This is a genomic window from Microlunatus sp. GCM10028923, from assembly GCF_042666975.1.
Lineage (GTDB): Bacteria > Actinomycetota > Actinomycetes > Propionibacteriales > Propionibacteriaceae > Microlunatus.
On record NZ_JBHTFF010000001.1, the window covers coordinates 446,233 to 469,884 of the forward strand.

Sequence of the window (23,652 nt, forward strand, 5' to 3'; positions counted from 1 at the left end):
CATGGAAGCGCTGATCGACGCCTATGACGCTGCCCTGTTCGACCTGGACGGGGTGGTCTATCTCGGCCCGGAGCCGGTGCCGGGAGCGCCCGGCGGGCTGAAGCGGCTCCGGGAGCGCGGGGTACGGATCGGCTACGTCACGAACAACGCGGCCCGTACCCCCGAAGTCGTCGCCGAACACCTCCGGGAGCTGGGCATCGAGGCCACCACGGAAGACGTGGTGACCTCGGCCCAGGCCGGTGCCCGGCTGCTCGCCGACCGGTTCGGCGCCGGGGCCCGGATCCTGGTGGTCGGCGGCATCGGCGTCGAGGTGGCGCTGGCCGAGGCCGGCCTGGTCGCGGTGCGGTCCGCCGACGACGATCCGATCGCGGTGATCCAGGGGTACGGCACCGATCTGACCTGGAACCAGCTCAACGAGGCGGCGATCGCGATCCAGCGCGGCGCCTACTGGCTCGCCACGAACACGGACCCGACCCGGCCGACCGATCGGGGCATCGTGCCGGGCAACGGTGCCGCCGTCGCTGCGGTACGGACGGCGGTCGGCGTCGAGCCCGAGGTCGCCGGCAAGCCGTACCCGCCCTTGATCACCGAGACGCTGCGCCGGCTGGGCGCCGCCCGGGCGATCTTCGTCGGAGATCGCTTCGACACCGACATCGCCGGTGCCGAAGCGGTCGGGCTGGACAGCCTGTTCGTGCTGAGTGGATCCTGCGGACCGGCCGAACTGCTGGCCGCGGGGCCGGGGGAGCGGCCGACCCACGTCGGGCTCGACCTGGCGGCGCTGCTGGACCCGCCACGGCCCGTACAGCGGGACGGCGATCAGGCCCGCCGCGGACGCAGCACGGCCCGGCTGCGGGACGGCCGGCTCAGCCTCGACGAAGCGCCGGAGGACCAGGTCAGCGCCCTGGATGCGCTGGTCGCGGCGGCTGATCTTGCCTGGTCGGCGGCTGATCGCGGGCTCCCCGCGGATCCGGCCGATGTGCTCTCGGCCCTGGGCAGGCTGCCCGCGTTGTGAGTACGGTAGGGCTGACGTACGACCTCGGGGGACTCTACCGAGGGAGGAGAACTGTGGTCGTCGACTCAAAACACAATTATCTGGATACGGTGGGCGGGATCGGTCGCAGCACCCGGGCGAAGGCTCGGGCGGCGGCGCGGTCGCTGCAGCAAACGATCACGGCCGAGATGGAGAAGGCCTCCGGCCGGCTGGGTCTGGTTCGGTCCGAGGACCTCGACGAGGTGCGGTCCGAACTCACCGGGATCCGGACCGCACTGGCCGAGACCAGGTCCGCACTGGCCGCGGCCAGCGCCGAGCTGGCCGGCACCAGGTCTGACCTGGCCGGTACCAGATCCGAACTGGCCGGCACCAAGTCCGAACTGGCGGACGCGCGGACCGGGCTGACCGAGGCCCGCGCCGATCTCGCCGGGGTGACCTCCGGCCTGGCCGACGCACGGGCCGAACTGGCCCAGCTGCGGGACCGCCCGGCGCCCGTGGCCGCCGCGGCTGCGACCGAAACGGCGGAGCCAGAGCCGGCTCCCGCCGCGGTACGCACCACCGCCGCAGCGACGAAGTCCGTCCGGACGGCGGTGGCGAAGAAGGCCGTTGCGAAGAAGACTCCGGCCAAGAAGGCCGCAGCCAAGAAGACCGTGGCGAAGGCCCCGGCCAGGAAGGCGCCGGCGCGAAGCACGCCGGCGAAGAAGGCAGAGAAGGCGACCGAGTGACCGAAGCACACCATGATCAGAACGCCCGTCCGCGGACCGACGTCGAGGAGATCGACGCCGCGCTGACCGAGTTGGACGGGCTGGCCGACCAGCCGGTCGCCGAGCACCACGACCGGCTGGCCCGGGTCCACGAGGCGCTGCACACGGCGCTGCACGAACCGTCCGAACAGCACCGGCCCGCCGACAGTACGGCCGACGTCCCGTCCTGATCGACGGGCCTGCTCGACAACGCTGTGGTCCGATTGGATCGCGCGCTGGTGGATCGCGGCCTGGCCCGGTCCCGCGGTCAGGCACACGAGTTGATCACCGCCGGCAGGGTCCGGGTCGCCGACCGGGTGGTCGGCAAGCCGTCCGTCGACGTCGACCCCTCGACGCCGATCGCGGTGGAGTCCGGTGATCACTACGTCTCCCGCGGCGCGCACAAGTTGCTCGGTGCCCTGGCGGACTGCGCTCTGCAGCCGTACGGGCGTGCCGTGGACGCCGGTGCCAGCACCGGCGGATTCACCCAGGTGCTGCTGGAGGCCGGGTGCGAACGGGTGTACGCGATCGACGTCGGTCATGATCAAATCGCGCCGTCGATCAGGTCCGATCCGCGGGTCCTGGTGTGGGAGCGGACCAACCTGCGCGATCTCGACCTGAGCCACGTGGAACAGAAGCCGGTGGACCTGCTCGTGGCCGATGTGTCGTTCATCTCGCTCCGGCTGTTGCTGGTCCGGTTCGACCGCGTGCTGCGCGACGATGCGGCCATGCTGATCATGATCAAGCCGCAGTTCGAGGTGGGCCGGGCCGACCTCGGCAAGGGCGGCGTGGTGTCCGATCTCGGACTGCACGAGACGGCTGTCGCCGGCGTGCTCCGTACCGCCGAGGAGCTCGGCTGGCAGGCGGTCCGGGTGGCTCGGAGCCGGGTGCAGGGCGGCTCCGGTAACCAAGAGTTCTTCGCCCACCTGCGGCGCGCCCCGGGATTGTCAGTGCCCCCGACCTATGCTTCTGTCTCGTGAGTCAGGCCGAGCAGGTGCGCCGCCGGGTGGCGGTGCTCACCCATCCGCAGCGAGACGAGGCGATCACGGCTGCCTCGCGCCTGGTCACCGGCCTGAGCCGGCACGGGATCACCTCCGTGCTGCCGGGCGACGACGCCGCCGTCCGGTCCGGCCGGCTGACGGTCGACGTCGACATCGTCTCGGCCGACGCCGCGGACCCGATCGCGGACTGCGAACTGATGGTGGTGCTCGGCGGTGACGGGACCATCCTGCGCGGCGGCGAATGGGTAGTGAACGCCGACATTCCCTTGCTGGGCGTGAATCTCGGCCATGTCGGGTTCCTCGCCGAGGCGGAGTCCTCGGAGATCGACGCGATCGTCGACCACATCGTCCACCGGTCGTACACGGTGGAGGAGCGGTCGACCATCGACGTCACCGTGCAGGACGGCGCCGAGGCCTGGAGTTCGTTCGCGATCAACGAGGTGTCGATCGAGAAGGCCGCCCGGGAGCGGATGCTGGAGGTCCTGGTCGAGATCGACGGCCGGCCGCTGTCCCGCTGGGCCTGCGACGGACTGGTCGTGGCGACCCCGACGGGTTCGACCGCGTACGCGTTCTCGGCGGGCGGTCCGGTGATCTGGCCGGAGGTCGAGGCGCTGCTGCTGGTGCCGCTCAGCGCCCATGCGCTGTTCGCCCGGCCGCTGGTGCTGGGCCCGTCGTCCCGGGTCGTCGTGCAGGTGCTGGACGGCTCCCAGACCCATGCCGTGGTCTGGTGTGACGGCCACCGGACCACCGACGTCCGGTCGGCGGTGCGGATCGAGATCAGCCAGGGCCGGCACCGGTTGCGGCTGGCCCGGCTCTCCCAGTCGCCGTTCACCGACCGGCTGGTGAACAAGTTCGGCCTCAAGGTCGAGGGCTGGCGCGGCGCCCGCCGGCCGGTGAACTTCAGCCCACCCGGCGAGCAGAGGACCTGACCATGATCAGCGAGCTGCGGATCACCAACCTCGGCGTGATCAACTCCGCGACGATCGAACTGGACCCCGGGCTCACCGTGGTCACCGGTGAGACCGGCGCGGGCAAGACCATGATCGTCACCGGGATGGGGCTGCTGCTCGGAGCACGGTCGGATCCGAAGGCGGTCCGGACCGGGGCCGGCCAGGCCCGGGTGGAGGGCGTCTTCACCGGCCCGGACCGGACCACCCGCTCCCGGGTGGACGAGCTGGGCGGCGAACTCGAGGGTGACGAGCTGCTGGTCGCCCGCCAGGTCACCGCGGCCGGCCGGTCCCGGAGCTGGGTCGGCGGCGCCCAGGTGCCGGTCGGCTCCGGCAGCGCGGTGGTCGAGGAACTGATCACGATCCACGGCCAGTCCGAGCAGCTCCGGCTGACCAGCCCGGACCGGCAGCGCGAACTGCTCGACGCCTATGCCGGCGACGCGGTGTCGGGATCGCTGGACGGCTATCGGGAGCGGTACGCGGAGCGCCAGCAGGCCCGGGCCGAACTGGCCGAGCTCACCGAGCAGGCCCAGAGCCGGGCCCGCGAGATCGACCTGCTGCGGTTCGGCCTGGCCGAGATCGAGAAGATCGATCCGCAGCCGGGCGAGGACGCCGACCTCGCGGCCGAGGCGACCCGGCTGCAACGCAGCGACGACCTGCGGCAGTCGGCCGCGGCCGCGATGGTCGCGCTGGCCGGCGGCGAGGACGAGGCCGGCGGCGCGATGAGCGCGATCGCCGCCGCCCGCAAGGAGATCGAGACCCTCGCGGCCACCGACCCCGATGCCGAGAAGCTGCGCGGCCGGGTGCAGGACCTGTCGTACGCGCTGACCGAACTGACCTCGGCCGCCGCCGACTACCTGGACGGGCTCGACGCCGAACCCGGCCGGCTGGAGCAGATCGCCGAGCGACGCTCCGAGCTGGCCACCCTGACCCGCAAGTACGGCAGCGACTGCGACGAGGTGCTGGCCTGGGCGGCGGAGGCCGCGAACCGGCTCGGCGGACTGGAGTCCGGCGACGAGCGGATCGACGAACTGACCGCCCGGATCGCCGTCCTGGACGAGGAACTGGCGGAGCTGGCCGGCCGGATCAGCGAGGCCCGGCGGGAGGCGGCCGCCACCTTCGCGACCCTGGTCGAGGCCGAACTGGCCGCGCTCGCCATGCCGCACGCCCGGCTCAGCTTCGCGGTCACCGAGACCGAGCTCGGCCCGCACGGCGCCGACGCGGTCGAATTGCTGTTCAGCGCCAATCCCGGCTCCGAACCGCGCGGGCTCGGCAAGGTGGCCTCCGGCGGCGAGCTGTCCCGGGTCCGGCTGGCGATCGAGGTGATCCTGGCCGCCGAGTCGGGGAACCGTGGCACGTTCGTGTTCGACGAGGTCGATGCCGGCGTCGGCGGCAAGGTCGCGGTCGAGATCGGCCGTCGGCTGTCCGCCCTGGCCCGGCGGGCCCAGGTCGTGGTGGTCACCCACCTCGCCCAGGTGGCCGCCTTCGGCGACCGGCACTACGTGGTGGTCAAGGCCGACGACGGCCAGGTCACCACCAGTGGCGTCCAGCGGGTCGCCGACGACCAGCGCGCCGCCGAGCTGGCCCGGATGATGGCCGGCCTGGACACCACCGACTCCTCCCTGGCCCATGCCCGCGAGCTGATCGAGACCGCGGACCGGGCCCGGACCGCGAAGCCGGCCCGCGCCCGGCGCAAGAAACCTGCGAAAACCGGCTGACCGAGGTCGAAACGATCGGATCGGCTCCGTTCCCCCAGGGAAAGGGAGGTTCGATCATGAACAACAGCGCACGACCGCCGATCGTCTCGGCGGAGGAATGGCAGCAGGAGCGGGACGCCCTGCTCGCCGCCGAAAAGGAAGCGACCCGGGCCCTGGACGCGCTTGCGGCGCGGCGGCGCCGGCTGCCGATGGTGGCGATCACCGAGCCCTACGAGTTTCAGGGCGCGGACGGGCCGGTCACCCTGCTGGACCTGTTCGACGGCCGCGATCAGCTGGTCGTCTACCAGTTCATGGATGCCGGACCGGACGCCTTCTGCCCGGGCTGTACGGCGTTCAGTGAGAACATCCCGCCGGCCGCGCTGACTCGGCTGGCCGACCGCGGCGTGAGCTGGGCGACCGTGTCCGACATGCCGTACGAACAGCTGGCCGGCTATCGGCAGCAGCGCGGCTGGACGATGCCGATCGCGTCCTCGAAGGGCACGTCGTTCGCCGCGGACAGCGGTGCCGGCGGCGGGTTCCTGCTGAGCACGTACCTGCGGGACGGGGAGCAGGTCCACCGCACCTACAGCACCACCCAGCGAGGCGTGGACCGGCTGCTGTTCACGCACGACATCCTCGACCTCACGGTGTACGGGAGGCAGGAGGACTGGGAGGACTCGCCGGCGGGCTGGCCGCAGCACCCGACCTACGGGTGACGGTCAGGTGAGCTTGATCAACTCCGCGCGGGAACTGATCTTGAGCTTCTGGAACACCTTGCGCAGGTGGTAGTCGACGGTGCGCGGGCTGAGGAAGAGTTGCGCGGCGATCTCCCGGTTGGTCAGGCCCCCGCCGACGCCGATGGCGATCCGCAGCTCCTGGGGCGACAGGCCGTCCAGGGCGGGAGCCGGGTCGGTGTCGCCGGTGGTGGGGGAGCTGCCGCCGGCGGCGCGGAGCTCGGTGCCGGCACGCTCGGCCCAGCCCGTGGCACCGAGCCTTCGGAACGCGTCGGCGGCGGCGCGGAGTTCGGCCCGGGCGTCGGAGGGACGGCGGTCCCGGCGGAGTTGTTCGCCGTAGAGCAGCCGGGTCCGGGCCTCCTCGAACGGCTGGCCGCCCTCGGCGTGCTGGGCGAGCGCCTCGCGATAGGCGGCGAGGGCCGGCTCACCGTCGCTGAGCAGGGCGCGGCCGCGGGTGCCGAGGGCGCGCAGCTCGGGGGCTGCGCCGGCCTCGATCCAGGTGGTGAACCGCTGGTACGTCGCGCGGGCCCGGTCCGGTTCGCCCGCCCGTACCGCCGCCTCGACCAGGTCGGCGAAGCTGAACACGCGGATCCCGGGGTGGCCGGCGTCGCCGCGGTCCAGGGCGGACAGCTGGCGCAGCGCGTCGGCGGGCCGGCCGGCGGCCAGGTGCAGCAGGCCGAGGGCGCGCCGGGCCACCGCGGCGGGGCCGGCCATCCGGTGCCGCTCGGCGGCGCCGAGGGCGGCGTCGGCGAGCGCCGTGGCGTCCGCTTCCCGGCCGCGGAGTGAGGCGAGCAGCGCGAGCCAGGCCAGGTGCCGGCAGGCCGTGGTGGGCTGGCCGGTCTCCTCGGCGAACCGCCGGCCCTCCTCGGCGTACGCCTCGGCCAGGTCGTAGCGGCAGTCGCCGACCTCGTCGACCACCACGAAGTCCAGCACCCAGGCCAGGGCGCCCGCCGCGCCGAGCTCGCGGGCGCGTTGCATCGCGGCCCGCCGCAGCCGGCGTCCGGCACCCGGATCGCCGAGCCCCCAGAGCAGGCCGCCGGCCCAACACAGCCGGTACGGATCGTCCAGGTCGGCCAGTCGGTCCAGGTCGTCCGGGTGCAGGCCTGGCGGCGCTCCGGTCCGGGCCCGGCAGGATCCGCGCAGCATCCGCAGCAGCACGCCGGGTGGCCCGGTCAGGTCGTCGAGTGGCAGCCGTTCGAGTTCCGCGGCCAGGCGGGCGTACGGTTCCGCGCGGTTGGCCTGGAACGCCGCCTCGCCGTACACCATCAGCAGCCGGACCACCCGGTCCGGATCGCGGGCCAGCGCCTCGGCGGCGAGGCCCGGGTCGAGTACCGGTTCGAGCAGGTCGAGGGCGTCGGCCGGCTGGCCGCGGCGCAGTTCGATCAGGCCGCGCAGCCGGGCGGTCTCGATCGGATCCCCGAGTCGGGTCCGGGCCAGCACCTCGATCGCGCGTTCATGATCACCGAGCTGGACCGCGGCATCGGCGGCCGCGATCAGCCGCCGGTCCCGGGAATCGTCGTCCGGGCTGAGGTCGGCGGCGCGGAGCAGCAGCGCCTGGGCGGTACCGGGACCGGCCCGGTGCAGGGCGGCCGCGCCGGCCCGCTCCAGCTCCTGGGCGGCGTCGGCGTGGACGCCGGTGACCGAGCGGCCGAGGTGCCAGGCGCGCCGGTCGGCGGCAGCGGCGCCGGGGGCCGTGGCGTAGGCGTCGGCCAGGGCCGCGTGCACCGCCCGCAGCCGGCCCGGGTCGGCGTCGCCGTAGCAGGCCGACCGGATCAGCGGATGACGGCAGGTCAGCTCGCCGTCGACGTCCCGGATCAGGTCCTCGAGCCCGGCCCGGTCCACCGGCACGCCCAACCGGTCGGCCGCCTCCGCCAGCACGGCCGCGGGAATCGAACCGGCCGCCGCCACCAGCAACAGCACCGTCCGGTCCTGGTCGGAGCAGCGGTGCAGCCGGTCCAGGAAGGAGCGCTGCAGTTCCTCGCCGAGCGGCACCGGTTCGCCGGCCCGGATCCGGGGCAGGTCGGCCAGCGGCAGCTGGGTCAGCGCGAGCGGATTGCCGCCGGTCGCCCGGACCACGGCGTCCCGCTCCGCCCCGGACCAGGCGACTGGCTCGGCGGCCGTACGGGACTCCAGCAGCTCGGTCGCGGCGGTCCGATCCAACCCGGACAGCGGCAGCACCGGCAGCCCGGCCAGCGCGTCGTCACCGGACTCGGCCCGTTCGGCGAAGATCATCGCGATCGGCTCCGACTCGATCCGCCGGGCGACGAACCCGAGCGCCTCCCGGGTCGCCCCGTCGAGCCAGTGGGCGTCGTCGATCACGCAGAGCAGCGGCCCGCGCCGGGCCGGATCCGAGGTCGCCTCGGACAGCAGGGTGAGCACGCCGAGCCCGACCAGGAACCGGTCCGGGCTCGGCCCGTCGCGCAGCCCGAGCACCGTCCGCAGCGCGTCCTGCTGCGGCGCCGGCAGCAGCGTGATCAACTCCAGCAGCGGGCGGAGCAGGCGATGCAGTCCGGCGTAGCCGAGCTCGGCTTCCGGGACCGTACCGGCCGTCCGCAGGACCCGCAGCGCGGTTGATTCCGGGGCGGACTCGGCGTACCGGAGCAGGAAGGACTTCCCGATGCCGGCCTCGCCCCGCAACACCAGCGAGCCGCCACGGCCGGCTCGGGCCTCGTCCAGCAGGCGATCGAGCTGCGCGCGTTCCCTGCTCCGGCCGACCACGCCATAAAGCCTAGTGACCGACCGCGCCCCTCGTGGAAGGATCGGCGGATGGACCTCGGCCCGATCCTCGAGTTGATCAACGGGCTCGGGTTCGCGGCCGATCAGCCCGAGTTGCGCCGGGACGGCACGGTTCCGGTGGTCCGGACGGCCGAGGTGGTCGTCAAGCTGTTCCCGGTGACGGACCGACGTGATCACGACACCGAACTCGCGGCCTACCGGATGCTCGGCGCGAGCGGTGCGCTGCCGGTCCCGGACCTGGTGGCCCACGGCCGGGTCGGTGATCGGGACTACCTGGTGCTCAGTCGATCACCGGGTCGGCCGGTCCTGGAGTGCTCCCTGACGGACCGGCAACGGCTCGACCTGGCCCACCGCCTCGGATCGGTGATCAAGTCCGTGCATCGGCTTTCGCCGATCCTTCCGGTGGGTCGGCTGCGGCGGGACTGGCTGCGTGATCATGGCCGCGGTGCCGCCCGGCGCCACCGGACCTGGGGCACGTTGCCGGAACACCTGATCACCCAGATCGACGACTACCTCGTCCAGCCGTCGGAACGCGTGTTGGTCCACGCCGACCTCTGTGTTGATCATGTCTTCGTCGACGATGATCAACTGGCCGGCATCATCGACTGGGGCGGTGCCGAGGCGACCGACCCGCACTACGAACTCCCGGTCCTGCACTTCGGCCTCTTCGATGCCGATCGACGACTGCTGGGTGCCTTCCTGGACGGGTACGGCTGGCGCGCGGACGACTTCGTCCGCCGAGCCATGAGCGCCACCCTGAGCCAGGAGTTCGACGCCTTCGACCTGCTCGGTCAGGTCCGTCCCGACCTGGACCTGCAGACCTACCCGACCCTGGACGACCTCGCCGACGACCTCTGGCAGCTCTGATTCCGCGAGTCCGCTCAGATTCGGCCGAGCCGGTCGACGAGCGTGCAGACGATGGTGGACCTGCAGGCGAGGTTGTGTCAATAGTGCATCAGAAGTGATAGGTTTTTGACATGCGATCTGAGGTGAGGGTGATGGCTCGGGACGTGTTGCGTGACCTCGCGGAGACTCAGAACGGACTCCTCACCAGGCAACAAGCTCTTGATGACCTGGGATTGTCTGCTGGCGCGATCGACAACCTCGTTGCGCGCGGCCGCCTCGAGCGCGTCGCGCACGGAATCTATCGCTATCCGCACCTGCCTGGAGTCGCCGACGAGCCGTACCAAGTCGCGCTCCTTCGAACAGGTGATCCTGAAGCCGCGCTTAGTCACGAATCCGCGCTGGAACTGCACGAGATCAGCGACGTCAATCCCTCGCGCTACCACGTGACAGTTGCGCAGCGGCACCGGATCCGTCGCAGCGACAACGATCGTTACGTCGTCCACGTCGAGCAGCTCACCGCGCGGCAGGTCACCTGGTGGCATCAGATGCGGATCGTCACGCCGACAACTGCGATCGAGCAATGCCTCCGGGACGGGACGCCGACCTATCTCCTGCGTCAAGCGATCGAACGAGGTTCCCGCACCGGAGCGGTGCGGAGCGCCGACGCGGAACGGCTCCGTACCGCTTTGGAGGTGCGGTCATGACTGGCGGGTTGGGCGCAAATGATCGCCCCCGCACGCTCGCAGACCTGAAAGCGAAGGCCCAGCCGCCGGCGAGCGCCACCATCCTGTCGCAGTGGATCAACCATGCCGAACGGGCCCTCGGGGTAACGGCCGCGGGCGGACGACTGGGTTGGCTCGTCGCATCGACAGTCGTGGTCGCTGCGTTGCAGCGTGCCGTCGACTCGGCGGGGACTCCTTCCTTCCTGCTCAAGGGTGGAACGTTGCTGCAGCATCGACTCGGCTTGAGTGCGCGTGCCACCAGTGATCTGGACGGTCTCGTGCGAGGCGACATTGATGAATTTCTCGCCGTGCTCGACGAGACCCTCGTGGATCCTTGGGGCCCGCTGGTGCTCACTCGCTCCGAAGTCGAGGTCATCGCAACTCCGGCTCGAGTCATCAAACCGCGGAGGCTGTACATCTTCGCGAGTCTTCGAGGCCGAGTGTGGCGCAAGGTGCAGGTTGAGCTTGCCCCGGATGAAGGGGGTGCTGGTGCCACTCCTGAGACGATCCCGGCGCCAACCCTCGATCCGTTTGGCCTGCCTGCGCCGGACGTGCTCGTGGCCTTAGCGATGCGCTATCAGATCGCGCAGAAGATTCATGCCTGTTCTGACCCGCATGACCCGCCAGCATCGGTCAATGATCGACCGCGTGACGTTGTCGATTTACTGCTGCTGCGGGATCTGGTGTTGGCCGAGGGGGCTCCGACGAGCTATGAGATCCGCGAGGCGGCTGTCGCGGTCTTCGAAGCCCGGGCTGCCGACGCGAACACGCTGGGTCGTCCAGTCCGTCACTGGCCGCCGCGGGTTGTCGCGCACCCGCACTGGCTGAATGACTACGCGCGAGCCGCCCGCGATGCGGGTGTGGCGTCGAGCCTGGATGACGCCGTGGCCGCGGTCAACGACTGGATTATGGAGCTGGCGAACGCGACCTGACGTAGGTCGCGCCGGTTCATGATCATTCCACCGTCAGTCGACGGACGAGGGCCCGGACGATGGCCTGGTGGCCGGCCAGGGAGACGTGGACGCCGTCCGGGCCCTGCAGGTCGGGATCGGCCGGGGTGCCGAAGATCTTGATCAGGTCGACCAGCGGGCCGGGCAGGTCTCGCATCGCCTCGGCCAGGGCGACGATGTCGGCGTTGTCCCAGGTCGACTCCCCGAACCGGAAGCCCGGGTTGGCGGCGACCCGCTCCGGGACGACCGGGACCGGGGTCAGCCAGACCCAATCGGTGACCGACTTCAGCTCGGCGATCCGGCGCAGCTCACGCAAGTTGATCATGGTCTCGGACAGGCTGACCTGCGGCTTCACAGGGTCCGGGCCGACCCGGGTGACGTCGTTGCCGCCGAGCAGGCAGAGCACCCAGTCCGGCCGGGTGGCGGTCAGGGTGGCCGGCCAGCGGCGCAGCACCATGGTCGTCGTGTGCTGGGACAGCCCGCCGTTGATCAAGGTGACGCCCGGCTTGCGCAGCTCCAGCAGCACCCGCAGGATCTCCGCCCAGGACTGGCTGTCATCGGTCAGGCTGTCGCCGGCGACATACACGGTCTGACCTTCCCGGAACGGCAGGGCGTCGACTGCGGCCGCGAAGTCGTCGTCGGTCAGCAGGTCCTCGGCCGCGCCGCGGGCGGCCGCCGCGAAGCCCTCGATGATCTTGGTGTACGTCTCCGGGGCCAGCCCGAAGATCGCCGGCTGCGCCGCGGCCATGCCGGGCAAGTAGCCGTACAGCTTCTCCAAATGGGTGAACTGCACCCACAACTCGATCGGGTTCATGATCATTTCTCCTGGTTCGGTCGGGCGAAGGGCGGCATGCCGGCGAGCAGTCCGCCGTCGATCGGAAGGGTGACGCCGGTGATGAAACGGGCCTGGTCGGAGGCCAGCCAGACGACGGCGTCGGCCACCTCGGCGGGGTCGCCGAGTCGGCGTACCGGCAACCGGGCCGCGACCTGGCGCTGGGCCTGCTCGCCGGCCCGTTCCAGCTGTTCGGTGAGGATCGGCCCGGGTGCCAGGGCGTTCACCCGGACCCCGGCGGCGGCGTAGTCGAGGGCGGCGGTGCGGGTCAGCCCGATCAGGCCGGCCTTGGCCGCCACGTAACCGGCCAGTCCGGCCGGCGGGTGCTCGGCGGCGGTCGAGGCCATGTTGATGATCACGCCGCCGCCGGAGTCGATCATGGCCGGGATCTCGTACTTCATGGCCAGGAACACCCCGCGGAGGCTGATCGCCAGCGCGGCGTCGAACGCGGCCACCGGAAGATCGGCCAGCGGGGTCGGCCGGTGATCACCGGCAGCGGCGTTGTTCACCGCGAGGTCGAGCCGGCCGAACGCGCCGACGGTCTGTTCGACCAGCCGGAGCACCGAGGCCGGGTCGCCGACATCGGTCGGCACCGCCAGCGCCCGGCCGCCCACCTCGGTGAGCTCGTCGGCCAGCGCGGTCAGGGCCTGCTCGGTCCGGGCGGCCAGGACGACCGCCGCGCCGGCCCGGGCCAGGGCCCGGGCACAAGCGGCGCCGATGCCCCGGCTGGCCCCGGTGACCACGGCGACCCGCCCGTCCAGTGGCGGGTTCATCGCGGTCCGCCGGACGGGGCACCGGCGGGAGCACCGGGGATCGGTGGGGCGCCGGGGGTGCCGGCGATGAAGCTGTGCTGGATCCCGGCCAGCCGCCGGCCCTGCTCGCCGCCGGTCAGCACCAGGGTGACCCGGGTCGCGCCCGGCACCGGCACCGACGGGGCCTGCGGCGGCGCGGCCGGGTTCCGGTAGCTGCCGGTGCCGCTCTGCCGGGCCACGACGACGGTCACGTCGCCGTACTGCCGGGTCCGGAGCTCCGACAGCTCGAAGCTCTCGTACGTCAGCGCGCCGGAGGCGTGCCGGTCCAGCCAGTCCTGCCGGCTCAGGGTGAAGCCGAGCGGCCCGACGGCCAGGAAATCCTCGGCCAGGTAGCGGTCCAGCGCCGCCACGTCGCCGGCGGCCTCGGCGGCGCACCAGGCGTCCAGGAACTCGGCCAGGAACTCGGCGGTCCGGGTGGATTCGGTGGTGTTCATCGCGGTCTCCTTGGGGTGATCTCGGTGCTTCGACGGTACGAATTCGGGCACCTGCCGCGGTATCCGTGAAATCGCCAGTCGTGGCGTTCGTCGAAACCGGCCCGGGCGGGCTAGGGTGGAAGCCCGTGGGACATCGCGCAAGCATCACGAAGCATCTGTTCGTCACCGGCGGTGTCGCCTCCTCATTGGGCAAGGGACTGACCGCCTCGTCACTCGGCAATTTGCTGGTGGCCCGAGGTCTGCGGGTCACCATGCAGAAGCTGGACCCTTACCTCAATGTGGATCCCGGCACCATGAACCCGTTCCAGCACGGCGAGGTCTTCGTCACCGAAGACGGCGCAGAGACCGACCTGGACATCGGGCACTACGAGCGGTTCCTCGACGTCAACCTGTCCGGTGAGGCCAACGTCACCACCGGCAAGGTCTACTCGTCGGTGATCGCCAAGGAACGCCGCGGCGACTACCTGGGCGACACCGTCCAGGTGATCCCGCACATCACCAACGAGATCAAGGAGTCGATGCTCGCCATGGGCGGCGACGACGTCGACGTGGTGATCCACGAGGTCGGCGGCACCGTCGGCGACATCGAGTCGTTGCCGTTCCTCGAGGCGGCCCGGCAGGTCCGGCACGACGTGGGGCGGGACAACGTGTTCTTCCTGCACGTGTCGCTGCTGCCCTACATCGGGCCGAGCGGCGAGCTGAAGACGAAGCCGACCCAGCACTCGGTCGCCGCGCTGCGCCAGGTCGGCATCCAGCCGGACGCCATCGTCTGCCGCTGCGACCGGGAGATCCCGGACTCGGTGAAGCGGAAGATCTCGCTGATGTGCGACGTCGACGACTCGGCCGTGATCTCCAACCTCGACGTGCCGAGCATCTACGACCTGCCGGCCATGCTGCACGCCCAGGACCTCGACGGGTACGTGGTGCGCCGGCTCGGCCTGGAACACCGCGCGGTCGACTGGACCCGCTGGAACGACCTGCTGGACCGGGTGCACAACCCGACCGAGGAGGTGACCATCGGCCTGGTCGGCAAGTACATCGACCTGCCCGACGCATACCTCTCGGTGGTCGAGGCGCTGCGGGCCGGCGGGTTCGCCAACCGGGCCAAGGTCAACGTGGTCTGGGTGCCCTCGGACGACTGCGCCAGCGCGGAGGGCGCCGCCAAGGTGCTGTCCGTGGTGGACGGCATCTGCGTGCCCGGCGGCTTCGGAATCCGTGGTGTGGAAGGGAAAGTCGGCGCCATCCGGTACGCCCGGGAGAACCAGATCCCGATTCTGGGACTGTGCCTCGGCCTGCAGTGCATGGTGATCGAGGTCGCTCGTGATCTTGCCGGTCTGGCCGACGCGGACTCCTCGGAGTTCAACCCCGGCACGGAACATCCGGTGATCGCCACGATGGCCGAGCAGGTCGCGATCGTGTCCGGCGAGGGAGACCTGGGCGGCTCGATGCGGCTCGGCTCGTACCCGGCCACGTTGGCCGAGGGATCCCTGGTGGCCAAGCGGTACGGGAGCACCGAGGTGGCCGAACGGCATCGGCACCGGTACGAGGTGAACAACGCCTACCGGGACAAGCTGGAGGCGGCCGGCCTGGTGATCAGCGGCACCTCGCCGGACGGCCGGCTGGTCGAGTTCGTCGAGCTGTCCACCGACCTGCACCCGTACTTCGTCGCCACCCAGGCCCATCCGGAGCTGAAGTCGCGGCCGACCAACCCGCACCCGCTGTTCGCGGGCCTGATCGAGGCGGCCCTGGAGCGCAAGCTCTCGGCGCGGCTGCCGATGGAGTCTCAGTGACCGAAGCTGATCATGGTCCGCTGAGTGGTACGCCGATCCTGGATGATCTTGCTCTGCTCGACGATCCGCAGAACTGGCCGGTGGAGGCCTCGGACCAGTTGGCCGCCGGGCGGAAGACCGCCTATCGGTCCGACCGGGTCCGTACCCCCGACGGTGAGTTGATCAGCCGGGAGTACCTGAAGCATCCGGGTGCGGTCGGCGTGATCGCGCTCGATGATCATGATCGGGTGGTGCTGGTCCGGCAGTACCGGCATCCGGTGCGGCACCGGCTGATCGAGCCGCCCGCCGGCCTGCTCGACAACGGCGACGAGGACTACCTGATCGGTGCCCAGCGAGAGCTGGCCGAGGAGGTCGGCCTGGCCGGGCGGGACTGGCGGGTCCTGGTCGACCTGTTCACGTCGCCGGGGATCAGCAGCGAGTCGCTGCGGGTCTACCTGGCCCGGGGGCTGACCGAGGCGCCGCTGCCGGACGGGTTCGTCCCGCACGCCGAGGAGGCGCACATGGACGTGGTCCGGGCCGGTCTGGACGACCTGGTGCAGGCCGTCCTGGAGGGACGCCTGCACAACCCGACCCTGGTCACCGGGGTGCTCGCCGCGTGGGCGGCCCGGACCCGGGACGGCTTCGACGCCCTGCGCCCGGCCGACGCGCCGTGGCCCGCGCGGGAGGCGTCGCGGCACTGATCGCGGCCCGGGCTGTACTAGCGTTCGGCCCATGACGCTGCGACGGTGTTCGATCTTGGTGGCCCTCACGGTGGCCCTGTTCGCGGGAGCGTGCTCGGGCAACACCCCGGCCGAGACCGGCGACTCGGGAGCCCCCTCCGCACCGGCCTCGTCGGCCGCGCCCAGTTCGGCGGCACCCTCGTCGGAGGCACCCGGCTCGTCGGCCCCGCCGTCGGCGTCGAGCGACCCCAGCGGCACCGCCCAGACCAGCCGGGACGGCGTGTTCAGCTGGACCATGCCGTGTGCGAAGCCGCGGTCGCAGGAGCTCACCGGCAACGACATGGACGAGCTCGGGATCGAGTCGTCCTTCATGTACGCCTGCGGCAAGCTCGGCGACCCGACGATCACCGGCGCGATGGTGGCGACCCTGAAGAAGGAGCCGTCGGCGGCCGAGGCCAAGCAACTCGCCGAGGTCGCGATCAGTCAGCTCGCCGGCAGCAAGCCTAAGCTGACCGACGCCGAACTCGGCGGCCACCCCGGATGGTCCACCGAGGTGGAACGCAGCGGCCGGAAGATCGCGCTGCAGGCCGTCTGGTCCGGCACCGGTGTCGCCCTCTTCTTCACCACGCCGCCGGACGCCCTGCCGGCGCTGCTGAAGACGGTTCAGGTCAAGGGCTGAGCGTTCGGCGGACCTGCTCGAGCAGCCGCCGGCCGTGCTGCTCGTAGCCGGAGTCGCCGTGCTCGCGGGCCCAGATCACGGTGCCCATGGCCTGCAACGCGCCGCGGTAGGTGAGCAGCGCGGTCTCGTCGTCGGTGAGCCGCCGGCCGTAGCCGTCGAAGAACGCGTCGGCGAGCTCCGGCCGGTCCACCCACTCGGCGAACACCATCCGCTCCACGTCATGCAGGTAGAGATCGATCTTGGCCCGGGCGAAGTCGATCATGGCCAGCCGGCCGGCGGGGGAGAGAACCCAGTTCCGCGGCTGGTTGTCGTCGTGGATCGAGCCGGCCTCCGGGTCCGGCAGCTCGCCGGCCGCCTCGGCGCAGGACCTGACCAGGTCGACGTCGGCCGGCCCGAACAGGCCCGGCGCCCGCCGCAGCCATTGATCGATCTTGCGCAGCATCCGGCCCGCCTGATCCGGCTGCGTCCCGGCCGGCTCGATCCCGTGCAGCAGCGCCGTGATCCGGCCCGCCTGGTGGTACGCGTCCGGCGTGGCCGCCGTGCCGGCCGAACCGGGCAGCCGGTCGGTGATCATGATCCCGGCCTCGTCGTCGGCGGCGACCAGCGTCGGCGCCCGGCCCGGCCCGAGCCGCGGCGCCCAGTCGCGGAGGGCGCCGACCTCGCTGACGTACGCGCTCGCCTTCAGGTGGTGCTTGACGATCACCGGTCCGGCCTCGGGGTCGTCGTACTCGAGGACCACCGATTCGCCGTTCGGCCAGGACAGGTCGGCCCGTTCGACCGCGCCGGGCCGGGTCTGCCGGACGAAGTCGCGGGTACGGTCCCGCGCGGCGTCGAGCGTGCTGGTCTCGGTCATCGTCGAGCATCGTACGAGGGGCTGTGACATCGATCAGCGGCCCGGGGTGAATCCGTCACCGGGACCGGTGACCGGCAGGACTGCGTTCTGCCGGATCGACGGCCGAGACTCGAAGCATGACTGTTGCCAAGGACGTTTCCGCAGCTCCGACCACGGGTGCCGCCGCGCCCGTCAACTATCTGCGCTCGCTCCGCGACGGCGCCCGCTGGTGGAAGGCGCTGGTGATCATCGCGGTCGTCGTGGTGAGCTACCTGCTGATCAACGTGCCGCTGTCGTTGGGTGCGTTCGCGCTCGAGGCGGCGCTGCGCGGGGTCACGATGGGGGAGCTGATGACGCAGCCGGTCACGATGACCCCGCTGATCTTCTCCTCCGCCCTGCTCTCGCTGGTGGCCCTGCTGCCGATCAGCCTGCTGCTGTACCGGTTGCTGTTTCCGCAGCAGCCGCTCGGCACGCTGTTCTCGGTCGCCGGGCGGTTCCGCTGGCGCTGGGCCGGCCGGGCGCTGTTGATCGCCATGATCACGATCGGTGGGATCAGCGCCGCGATCCTCGCGGTCGAGCCGCGGGTGCTGCTGACCGAGGCCGGCCCGACCCCGAATCCGTTGCCCTGGTTGATCGTCGCGCTGACCCTGATGCCGCTGCAGGCCGCCGCCGAGGAGATCACCTTCCGTGGGCTGTTCGGCCGCAGCGTGGGCGGGCTGTTCGCCCGGGCCGGGGTCGGCACCGTGGTCGCCCTGATCGTCTCCTCGGTCGCGTTCGGCTCGGCGCACCTGGCCGGTGACCCGTGGCTGATCGCCTACTACTTCCTGTTCGGGCTGCTGATGGGGATCGTCGCCTGGCGGACCGGCGGGATCGAGGCCTCCGTGGTGCTGCACGTCGTCAACAACGTGCTCGTCGGCGGGATCGGCGCCGTGCTGGACCGCTCGATCGAGTCGGGGATCGACCGCAGCATGGGGGCCGGCAGCCCGTTGATCTTGGTCCACCTCGGCACCCTGGTGCTGACCGCCGTCGTGTTGATCATCGTCCACGAGCGGGACCGGGGACGTTCCGGCCGCGTTGTCGCGGCGGAATCCTCCCCGGTCTCCTCCGTCAGGGCGTGAGGACGGACCAGAGCTGTTCGCAGGGGAGCGGGCTCAGGTCCGCGCTGACCTCGAGGTCGACGGTGACCTCGAGGCCGGCGAAGCGGCGGCCGATCGACTCGGCATAGCGCTCGGCGGCGGTGGCCTCGGCCAGGTAGTCGTGCAGCAGGTGCTGGCCGAACCAGACCCGCACCCGCCGCTGCTCGACGGGCCGCTCGGGCTCCGGGTGGGTGATCATCCGCGGGCCCGCCGTCCGGCCGGAACGAACAGGAAGCCGGGCGGGCAGCTCAGCGCCTGTTCGATGGCCAATGCGGTCCTGGACGAGCAGGAGTCGCGGTGCCCCTGGACCAGGAAGTTGGCGGTGCCCGGGAGGATGCCGGCTCGCTTGGCGAGCGCGTACCCGGTGTTGATCTTGTAGAACGACATGTAGTCCCAAAGCGCTTGCTGGGAACGGAGCTTCATCCTTGTGCCTCCGGTGGGTTCGCAGTGATCACATTCAACAAGCAAAGTCGAAGATCGTCAACGACCTTCGACAGCGATGAGAAGTTGGGTCCGGGCGAAATCGGCACATGTGCCGGAATCGCCGCGGCTGCCGCGGGGCCGACCTGTAACTTGTGCCTATGCACAGCTCGAGGTCGGTGGCCGGCGCCCGCGGCGACGGAATGCCGCCAGCGTGAGTGCCCTGTCCGACCGGCTGACCGAGGCCAAGGGCGAGCGCAGCATCGACGACATCGTGGCCCGCGCGGGGGAGCAGGGGCACCGGATCGACCGGTCCGCGGTGGCCCGCTACCTGAAGGGCGAACACGGTCCGCGGCCGCGCCAGGAGACCCTGGCCGCGCTCGCCGCGGGCTTCGACGTCGACGCCCGCGAGCTGCGGGCGTTGGCCGGCCGGCCGCCCGGCGAGCTCGGTCCGTACGTGCCGACGTCGGAGGCGGCCTCGCTCACCGCCGAGCAGCGGGCCGCGCTGGACCAGCTGATCCGGGCGATCACCCGGGGCAGCGCCGAGGACCGTGGCACCGTTCGCCGGATCGATCGGCCGGACGACCAGGAGCTGTCAGCGGAGCCTCGTACGCTGAGCGACACCGAGCGGCGGGTCGCCAGCCGGCGGCAGGTGAAGTCGGGCGACGAGGACGAGGACGTGGACGAGGAGTAGGACCGTGACGGTCGCACACCCGTGGCGGGCGCTCCGGAGTCTGCCGGGCGTGCGGGTGGAGTGGTCGAAGGACGACGCTCTGCTCCAGGGTGCCGACGCCTGGTGGTATCCGGACCAGGACGTGATCTTGATGGACGCCCGGGCGAAGCAGGTGGTCAAGCGGTGCGCCCTGGCGCACGAGCTGGCGCACCGCGAACACCGGGACGTCCCGTGCGACGGCCGGGCCGGCCGGCGGCAGGAACTGGCGGCCGACCGGTGGGCGGCCCGCTGGCTGATCGGCCTCGAGCCGCTGGCGGAGATCCTGCGCTGGACCTCCTGCGAGGTGGAGGCGGCGACCGAGCTCTGGGTCACCCTGCACCTGCTCCGGGTCCGGCTGGCCCATCTGGACCCGGCCGAGCGCCGCTACCTCGGCCGACGCCTATCCACCGCGCCCTGAGCTTGTCGAAGGGCCAGGCCACATCTGTCTTGCCCTTCGACAGGCTCAGGGGGCGTTGTGGTCAAGGGGTGTCGAAGGCCTGGCGCAGGTCGGCGAGCAGAGCCTCCTCACCTTCCAGGCCGATCGACATGCGGAGCGTGCCGGGTTGGATGCCGGCGGCCAGTCGCTCCTCGTCGGTCATGTTGAAGTGGGACGAGTTGAACGGCGTGCTGACCAGGGTCTCCACGCCGCCGAGGCTGGTCGCCTCGACCCCGACCCGGAGCCCGCGGAGCACCGCGCCGGCGCGCTCGTCGCCGCCGTGCAGCACCACGGTGAGCATGGCGCCGGCGGCGTCCGTCATCACCCGGCGGACTACCGCGGCGTCGGGATGATCATCGCGGCCGGGGTAGATCACGTCGCGGACCGCGGGCTCCTTGGCCAGCAGGTCGGCCAGCGCCGCGGCGGTCCGGCAGCTCTCGGCCAGCCGGACCCGGAACGTCCGCATGCCCCGCCAGAGCAGGAAAGCGGCGTGCGGATCGGCACAGCCGCCGAACGTGATCAATCGCCGCTGCACCTCCTCGAGCAGGGCCGGGTCGCGCGTGGTCGCCGCCCCCGCGACGACGTCGGAGTGCCCGGCCAGGAACTTCGTCGCCGACTCGACGACGACGTCCGCGCCGAGCTCCAGCGGCCGGGTGCAGTACGGGGTCGCGAACGTGTTGTCGACCACGAACCGTGCCCCGACCGCATGGGCCGCCTCGGCCACCGCCGGCAGGTCGACCAGCCGCAGCTGCGGATTGGACAGGGTCTCGCCGTAGACGACCTTCGGCCGGTGCTCGGCGATCATGGTCCGCCAGGCGTCGAGGTCGTGCGCGTCCACCCGGACCACGGTGACCCCGAGCGCCGGGAGGTCGCGGCGGAGCAGGTCGTCCGTGTCGCCGTACGTCTGCCGGGAGGCAACCACCGTGTCGCCGGCCCCGACCAGGCTGACCAACGTGGTCGCGATCGCCGCCATCCCACTGGCGAAGATCAACGAGCGAACGGATTCGTCGTCGCCGCCGTGCAGCCGGGCCACCTCGGCCGCCGCCGCATCGACGGTCGGGTTGTTGAACCGGGTGTACCAGGTCTCGTGCAGCCCGCCCTCGCCCTGGATGTCGGCGTAGGCGCGGTCGTCCAGCTCGAACGTCGTGGTCTGATAGATCGGCGGGATGACCGGGTAGGTGCGCGAGGTGTGGGCCCGGCCGGGACGGTAACGGTTCTGGTCCATCAGGGCACGGTACGCCGGGCACAACGCTTTCCGCGAAACCGTTCGGGACGAGGTCTATGCTCGGCCCCGTGGCCGCCGGGAGTTCGGGCGGTGCCCGCCGGCTGCGGCGTCGCGGGAGTTTGATCATGAGGAGGTACGGATGCGGATCGGCGTTCCGACCGAGGTGAAGAACAACGAGTACCGCGTGGCGATCACGCCGTCCGGCGTGCACGAACTGGTCGGGCACGGGCACCGCGTCGCCGTGCAGGCCGGCGCGGGCACCGGCTCGTCGATCACCGACGAGGAATACCGTGCCGCGGGCGCGGTGATCATCGACGATGCCGATCAGGTCTGGGCCGACGCGGAGATGATCTTGAAGGTGAAGGAACCGGTGCCGAGCGAGTATCCGCTGCTGCGCCCGGACCTGATCCTGTTCACCTACCTGCACCTGGCCGCGAGCCTCGACTGCACCCGGGCTTTGCTGGACCGGCGGGTCACCGGGATCGCGTACGAGACGGTGCAGCTGCCCGACCGGTCGCTGCCGCTGCTGGCCCCGATGAGCGAGGTGGCCGGCCGGCTGGCGCCCCAGGCCGGGGCCTTCCACCTGATGCGGCCCGGCGGCGGCCGCGGCGTGCTGATGGGCGGGGTCTCCGGCGTCTACGCGGCCAAGGTGGTGGTGATCGGCGCCGGCGTGTCCGGGCGGAACGCGGCCGCGATCGCGCTGGGCATGCAGGCCGAGGTCCTGTTGCTGGACAACAACATCGAGAAACTGCGCCAGGCGGACCGGATCTACCAGGGCCACCTGCAGACGGTCGCGTCGAACGCGTACGAGGTGGAGCGGGCGGTGCTGGACGCGGACCTGGTGATCGGCGCGGTGCTGGTGCCGGGGGCCAAGGCGCCGACCTTGATCAGCAACGAGCTGGTGTCCCGGATGCTGCCGGGCAGCGTGCTGGTCGACGTCGCGATCGACCAGGGCGGCTGCTTCGAGGACTCCCGGCCGACCACGCATGCCGAGCCGACGTACCGGGTGCACGACTCCGTCTTCTACTGCGTGGCCAACATGCCCGGCGCGGTACCCCACACGTCGACCTACGCGCTGACCAACGTCACCCTGCCGTACGCCGTCGCGCTGGCCGACCGCGGCTGGCGGGACGCGGCGCGGACCGACCCGGCGCTGGCGCTCGGGATCAACACCCACGCCGGCGAGTTGATCAACGAGCCGGTCGCGCAGGCGCACCAGCTGCCGCACCGGCCGCTGGCCGAGCTGCTCGGCTGAACGGCGGAGACGTACCCGATGATGATCAAGGAGCTGGTGTCGACCTACCTCGATCATCTTCTGGTCGAGCGCGGACTGTCCGCGAACACCGTCGCGGCCTATCGTCGTGATCTTGACCGCTACGTACGCCAGCTGGCCGACACCGGGATCGACCGGCTGGACGCGGTCACCCCGGCCATGATCACCGAGTACGCCAGCCGGCTCGCCGAGGGCGTCCGGGACGAGGCCGACCCGGACGGCTGGCGGCACCCGCCGCTGGCCCGGGCGAGCGTCGCCCGGGCCGTGGTCGCGGTCCGCAACCTGCACCGGTTCGCCGTCGAGGAACGGCACACCGAGCACAACCCGGCGGCCGAGGTGCAGCCGCCGGCACCGGCCCGCCGGTTGCCGAAGGCGCTGCCCCTCGACGCGGTGCAGCGGCTGCTGGACACGCCGGCGCCGGACACCCCGCTCGGCCTGCGGGACCGGGCGCTGCTGGAACTGCTCTACGGAACCGGCACCCGGATCGGGGAATTGGTCGCGCTCGACGTCGACGACGTCAGCCGCGCGCTGGATCTGCCGGCGGAGGAGACCGCGGCGATCCGGGTGCTCGGCAAAGGAGGCAAGGAGCGGTTCGTGCCGCTCGGCCGCTATGCCCGGGCGGCGACGTCGGCGTACCTGATCCGGGCCCGGCCGGAACTGGTCCGCCGCGGCCGCGGCACCCCGGCGCTGCTGGTGAACGCCCGCGGCGGCCGGCTGTCCCGGCAGAGTGCCTGGACGATTCTGCGGTCGGTCGCGGAACGGGCCGGGATCAGCACCGAGATCTCGCCGCACACGTTGCGGCACTCGTTCGCGACCCACCTGCTGGACGGCGGCGCGGATGTCCGGGTGGTCCAGGAGCTGCTCGGGCATGCCTCCGTGACGACGACCCAGATCTACACGCTTGTTACGGTGGACCATCTCCGCGAGGTGTATCTGACCGCTCATCCCCGGGCGCGTTAGCGGTGCCTCGGCGGCGATGATCTTGCATCCGTCGGCGACCCGCGCCGTGATCGGCGCTATCGATGGCTCACCAGGGCCGGGGGGC

General features: G+C 71.5%; 26 protein-coding genes. 18 read left to right on the forward strand and 8 right to left on the reverse strand.

The window, feature by feature from the left end:
• Position 1: 1 nt before the first annotated feature.
• The 7 genes from ACFQU4_RS01975 to ACFQU4_RS02005 all read left to right on the forward strand — a co-directional run bounded on the left by ACFQU4_RS01975 (position 2) and on the right by ACFQU4_RS02005 (position 6,095).
• Entirely contained in the window at positions 2 to 1,012 is a 1,011-nt protein-coding gene (locus ACFQU4_RS01975; protein ID WP_377486165.1) for an HAD-IIA family hydrolase, read from the forward strand.
• An 89-nt stretch (positions 1,013 to 1,101) separates the two neighbouring features.
• A complete protein-coding gene (locus ACFQU4_RS01980) occupies positions 1,102 to 1,716 on the forward strand; it encodes a hypothetical protein (RefSeq protein WP_377486168.1) in 615 nt (204 codons plus the stop codon).
• Positions 1,713 to 1,925, forward strand: coding sequence for a hypothetical protein (locus tag ACFQU4_RS01985; RefSeq protein WP_377486171.1), 213 nt, complete (start codon positions 1,713 to 1,715; stop codon positions 1,923 to 1,925). The genes ACFQU4_RS01980 and ACFQU4_RS01985 overlap by 4 nt, the downstream gene beginning before the upstream one ends.
• A 24-nt stretch (positions 1,926 to 1,949) precedes the next feature.
• Positions 1,950 to 2,714 (forward strand): TlyA family RNA methyltransferase, encoded by a 765-nt coding sequence (locus ACFQU4_RS01990; protein ID WP_377486174.1) that lies wholly within the window; start codon positions 1,950 to 1,952, stop codon positions 2,712 to 2,714.
• Complete coding sequence (locus tag ACFQU4_RS01995) at positions 2,711 to 3,664, forward strand: NAD kinase (RefSeq protein ID WP_377486177.1); 954 nt, start codon at positions 2,711 to 2,713, stop codon at positions 3,662 to 3,664. The genes ACFQU4_RS01990 and ACFQU4_RS01995 overlap by 4 nt, the downstream gene beginning before the upstream one ends.
• A gap of 2 nt (positions 3,665 to 3,666) precedes the next feature.
• Complete coding sequence (gene recN / locus ACFQU4_RS02000) at positions 3,667 to 5,400, forward strand: DNA repair protein RecN (RefSeq protein WP_377486180.1); 1,734 nt, start codon at positions 3,667 to 3,669, stop codon at positions 5,398 to 5,400.
• Positions 5,401 to 5,456: 56 nt separating this feature from the next.
• Positions 5,457 to 6,095, forward strand: a complete 639-nt coding sequence (locus tag ACFQU4_RS02005) for a DUF899 family protein (RefSeq protein WP_377486183.1) — start codon at positions 5,457 to 5,459, stop codon at positions 6,093 to 6,095.
• A gap of 3 nt (positions 6,096 to 6,098) precedes the next feature.
• Here the strand turns inward: ACFQU4_RS02005 and ACFQU4_RS02010 are convergent, their stop codons facing one another.
• Positions 6,099 to 8,831 carry an AAA family ATPase gene (locus tag ACFQU4_RS02010; protein ID WP_377486187.1) on the reverse strand — a complete coding sequence of 911 codons (2,733 nt, stop codon included), beginning with the start codon at positions 8,829 to 8,831 and terminating at the stop codon, positions 6,099 to 6,101.
• 48 nt (positions 8,832 to 8,879) lie between these two features.
• Here ACFQU4_RS02010 and ACFQU4_RS02015 point away from each other — a divergent pair, with 48 nt between their 5' ends.
• From ACFQU4_RS02015 to ACFQU4_RS02025, 3 genes are all read left to right on the forward strand, one after another.
• The gene (locus tag ACFQU4_RS02015; RefSeq protein ID WP_377486189.1) at positions 8,880 to 9,716 is read left to right on the forward strand and encodes a phosphotransferase family protein; all 837 of its coding nucleotides are present in this window, start codon (positions 8,880 to 8,882) and stop codon (positions 9,714 to 9,716) included.
• Between the two features lie 131 nt (positions 9,717 to 9,847).
• On the forward strand, positions 9,848 to 10,399 hold the full coding sequence (locus tag ACFQU4_RS02020) for a type IV toxin-antitoxin system AbiEi family antitoxin domain-containing protein (protein ID WP_377486192.1): 552 nt from the start codon (positions 9,848 to 9,850) through the stop codon (positions 10,397 to 10,399).
• On the forward strand, positions 10,396 to 11,349 hold the full coding sequence (locus ACFQU4_RS02025; protein ID WP_377486196.1) for a nucleotidyl transferase AbiEii/AbiGii toxin family protein: 954 nt from the start codon (positions 10,396 to 10,398) through the stop codon (positions 11,347 to 11,349). The genes ACFQU4_RS02020 and ACFQU4_RS02025 overlap by 4 nt, the downstream gene beginning before the upstream one ends.
• Before the next feature lie 22 nt (positions 11,350 to 11,371).
• Here the strand turns inward: ACFQU4_RS02025 and ACFQU4_RS02030 are convergent, their stop codons facing one another.
• From ACFQU4_RS02030 to ACFQU4_RS02040, 3 genes are read right to left on the reverse strand one after another with little or no spacing between them, the layout of a single operon-like run.
• Positions 11,372 to 12,187, reverse strand: coding sequence for an SGNH/GDSL hydrolase family protein (locus tag ACFQU4_RS02030; protein WP_377486199.1), 816 nt, complete (start codon positions 12,185 to 12,187; stop codon positions 11,372 to 11,374).
• A complete protein-coding gene (locus tag ACFQU4_RS02035) occupies positions 12,184 to 12,972 on the reverse strand; it encodes an SDR family NAD(P)-dependent oxidoreductase (RefSeq protein ID WP_377486202.1) in 789 nt (262 codons plus the stop codon). The genes ACFQU4_RS02030 and ACFQU4_RS02035 overlap by 4 nt, the downstream gene beginning before the upstream one ends.
• Complete coding sequence (locus ACFQU4_RS02040; RefSeq protein WP_377486206.1) at positions 12,969 to 13,445, reverse strand: nuclear transport factor 2 family protein; 477 nt, start codon at positions 13,443 to 13,445, stop codon at positions 12,969 to 12,971. Before ACFQU4_RS02040 ends, ACFQU4_RS02035 begins: the two co-directional genes overlap by 4 nt.
• A gap of 125 nt (positions 13,446 to 13,570) precedes the next feature.
• Between ACFQU4_RS02040 and ACFQU4_RS02045 the strand changes: the two genes are divergently transcribed.
• Genes ACFQU4_RS02045 through ACFQU4_RS02055 form a run of 3 tightly spaced genes read left to right on the forward strand, consistent with a single transcriptional unit; the run spans position 13,571 to position 16,573 of the window.
• Entirely contained in the window at positions 13,571 to 15,235 is a 1,665-nt protein-coding gene (locus tag ACFQU4_RS02045) for a CTP synthase (RefSeq protein WP_377486209.1), read from the forward strand.
• Between the two features lie 53 nt (positions 15,236 to 15,288).
• Positions 15,289 to 15,915 (forward strand): NUDIX domain-containing protein, encoded by a 627-nt coding sequence (locus ACFQU4_RS02050; RefSeq protein WP_377487332.1) that lies wholly within the window; start codon positions 15,289 to 15,291, stop codon positions 15,913 to 15,915.
• A gap of 31 nt (positions 15,916 to 15,946) precedes the next feature.
• Positions 15,947 to 16,573 (forward strand): hypothetical protein, encoded by a 627-nt coding sequence (locus ACFQU4_RS02055; RefSeq protein ID WP_377486212.1) that lies wholly within the window; start codon positions 15,947 to 15,949, stop codon positions 16,571 to 16,573.
• On the opposite strand, the gene ACFQU4_RS02060 is transcribed toward ACFQU4_RS02055, so the two are convergent.
• Positions 16,563 to 17,426 carry a phosphotransferase gene (locus ACFQU4_RS02060; RefSeq protein ID WP_377486215.1) on the reverse strand — a complete coding sequence of 288 codons (864 nt, stop codon included), beginning with the start codon at positions 17,424 to 17,426 and terminating at the stop codon, positions 16,563 to 16,565. The two genes, ACFQU4_RS02055 and ACFQU4_RS02060, sit on opposite strands and share 11 nt — an antisense overlap.
• Positions 17,427 to 17,542: 116 nt before the next feature.
• Between ACFQU4_RS02060 and ACFQU4_RS02065 the strand changes: the two genes are divergently transcribed.
• Positions 17,543 to 18,523: a CPBP family intramembrane glutamic endopeptidase gene (locus ACFQU4_RS02065; protein ID WP_377486218.1), complete on the forward strand. Its 981-nt coding sequence runs from the start codon at positions 17,543 to 17,545 to the stop codon at positions 18,521 to 18,523.
• Here the strand turns inward: ACFQU4_RS02065 and ACFQU4_RS02070 are convergent.
• Together ACFQU4_RS02070 and ACFQU4_RS02075 are read right to left on the reverse strand one after the other, a co-directional pair.
• The gene (locus tag ACFQU4_RS02070) at positions 18,513 to 18,740 is read right to left on the reverse strand and encodes a hypothetical protein (protein WP_377486221.1); all 228 of its coding nucleotides are present in this window, start codon (positions 18,738 to 18,740) and stop codon (positions 18,513 to 18,515) included. The genes ACFQU4_RS02065 and ACFQU4_RS02070 overlap by 11 nt on opposite strands.
• On the reverse strand, positions 18,737 to 18,964 hold the full coding sequence (locus ACFQU4_RS02075) for a hypothetical protein (RefSeq protein WP_377486224.1): 228 nt from the start codon (positions 18,962 to 18,964) through the stop codon (positions 18,737 to 18,739). Before ACFQU4_RS02075 ends, ACFQU4_RS02070 begins: the two co-directional genes overlap by 4 nt.
• Before the next feature lie 211 nt (positions 18,965 to 19,175).
• Here ACFQU4_RS02075 and ACFQU4_RS02080 point away from each other — a divergent pair, with 211 nt between their 5' ends.
• Together ACFQU4_RS02080 and ACFQU4_RS02085 are read left to right on the forward strand one after the other, a co-directional pair.
• Positions 19,176 to 19,655, forward strand: coding sequence for a hypothetical protein (locus ACFQU4_RS02080; RefSeq protein WP_377486226.1), 480 nt, complete (start codon positions 19,176 to 19,178; stop codon positions 19,653 to 19,655).
• A 4-nt stretch (positions 19,656 to 19,659) separates the two neighbouring features.
• On the forward strand, positions 19,660 to 20,091 hold the full coding sequence (locus ACFQU4_RS02085) for an ImmA/IrrE family metallo-endopeptidase (RefSeq protein WP_377486229.1): 432 nt from the start codon (positions 19,660 to 19,662) through the stop codon (positions 20,089 to 20,091).
• A 61-nt stretch (positions 20,092 to 20,152) separates the two neighbouring features.
• On the opposite strand, the gene ACFQU4_RS02090 is transcribed toward ACFQU4_RS02085, so the two are convergent.
• The gene (locus ACFQU4_RS02090) at positions 20,153 to 21,334 is read right to left on the reverse strand and encodes a trans-sulfuration enzyme family protein (RefSeq protein WP_377486232.1); all 1,182 of its coding nucleotides are present in this window, start codon (positions 21,332 to 21,334) and stop codon (positions 20,153 to 20,155) included.
• A gap of 139 nt (positions 21,335 to 21,473) precedes the next feature.
• Here ACFQU4_RS02090 and ald point away from each other — a divergent pair, with 139 nt between their 5' ends.
• Both ald and ACFQU4_RS02100 read left to right on the forward strand, forming a co-directional pair.
• Positions 21,474 to 22,589, forward strand: a complete 1,116-nt coding sequence (ald, locus tag ACFQU4_RS02095) for an alanine dehydrogenase (protein WP_377486235.1) — start codon at positions 21,474 to 21,476, stop codon at positions 22,587 to 22,589.
• A gap of 18 nt (positions 22,590 to 22,607) precedes the next feature.
• Positions 22,608 to 23,567 (forward strand): site-specific tyrosine recombinase XerD, encoded by a 960-nt coding sequence (locus ACFQU4_RS02100; RefSeq protein ID WP_377486238.1) that lies wholly within the window; start codon positions 22,608 to 22,610, stop codon positions 23,565 to 23,567.
• Positions 23,568 to 23,652 lie beyond the last annotated feature (85 nt).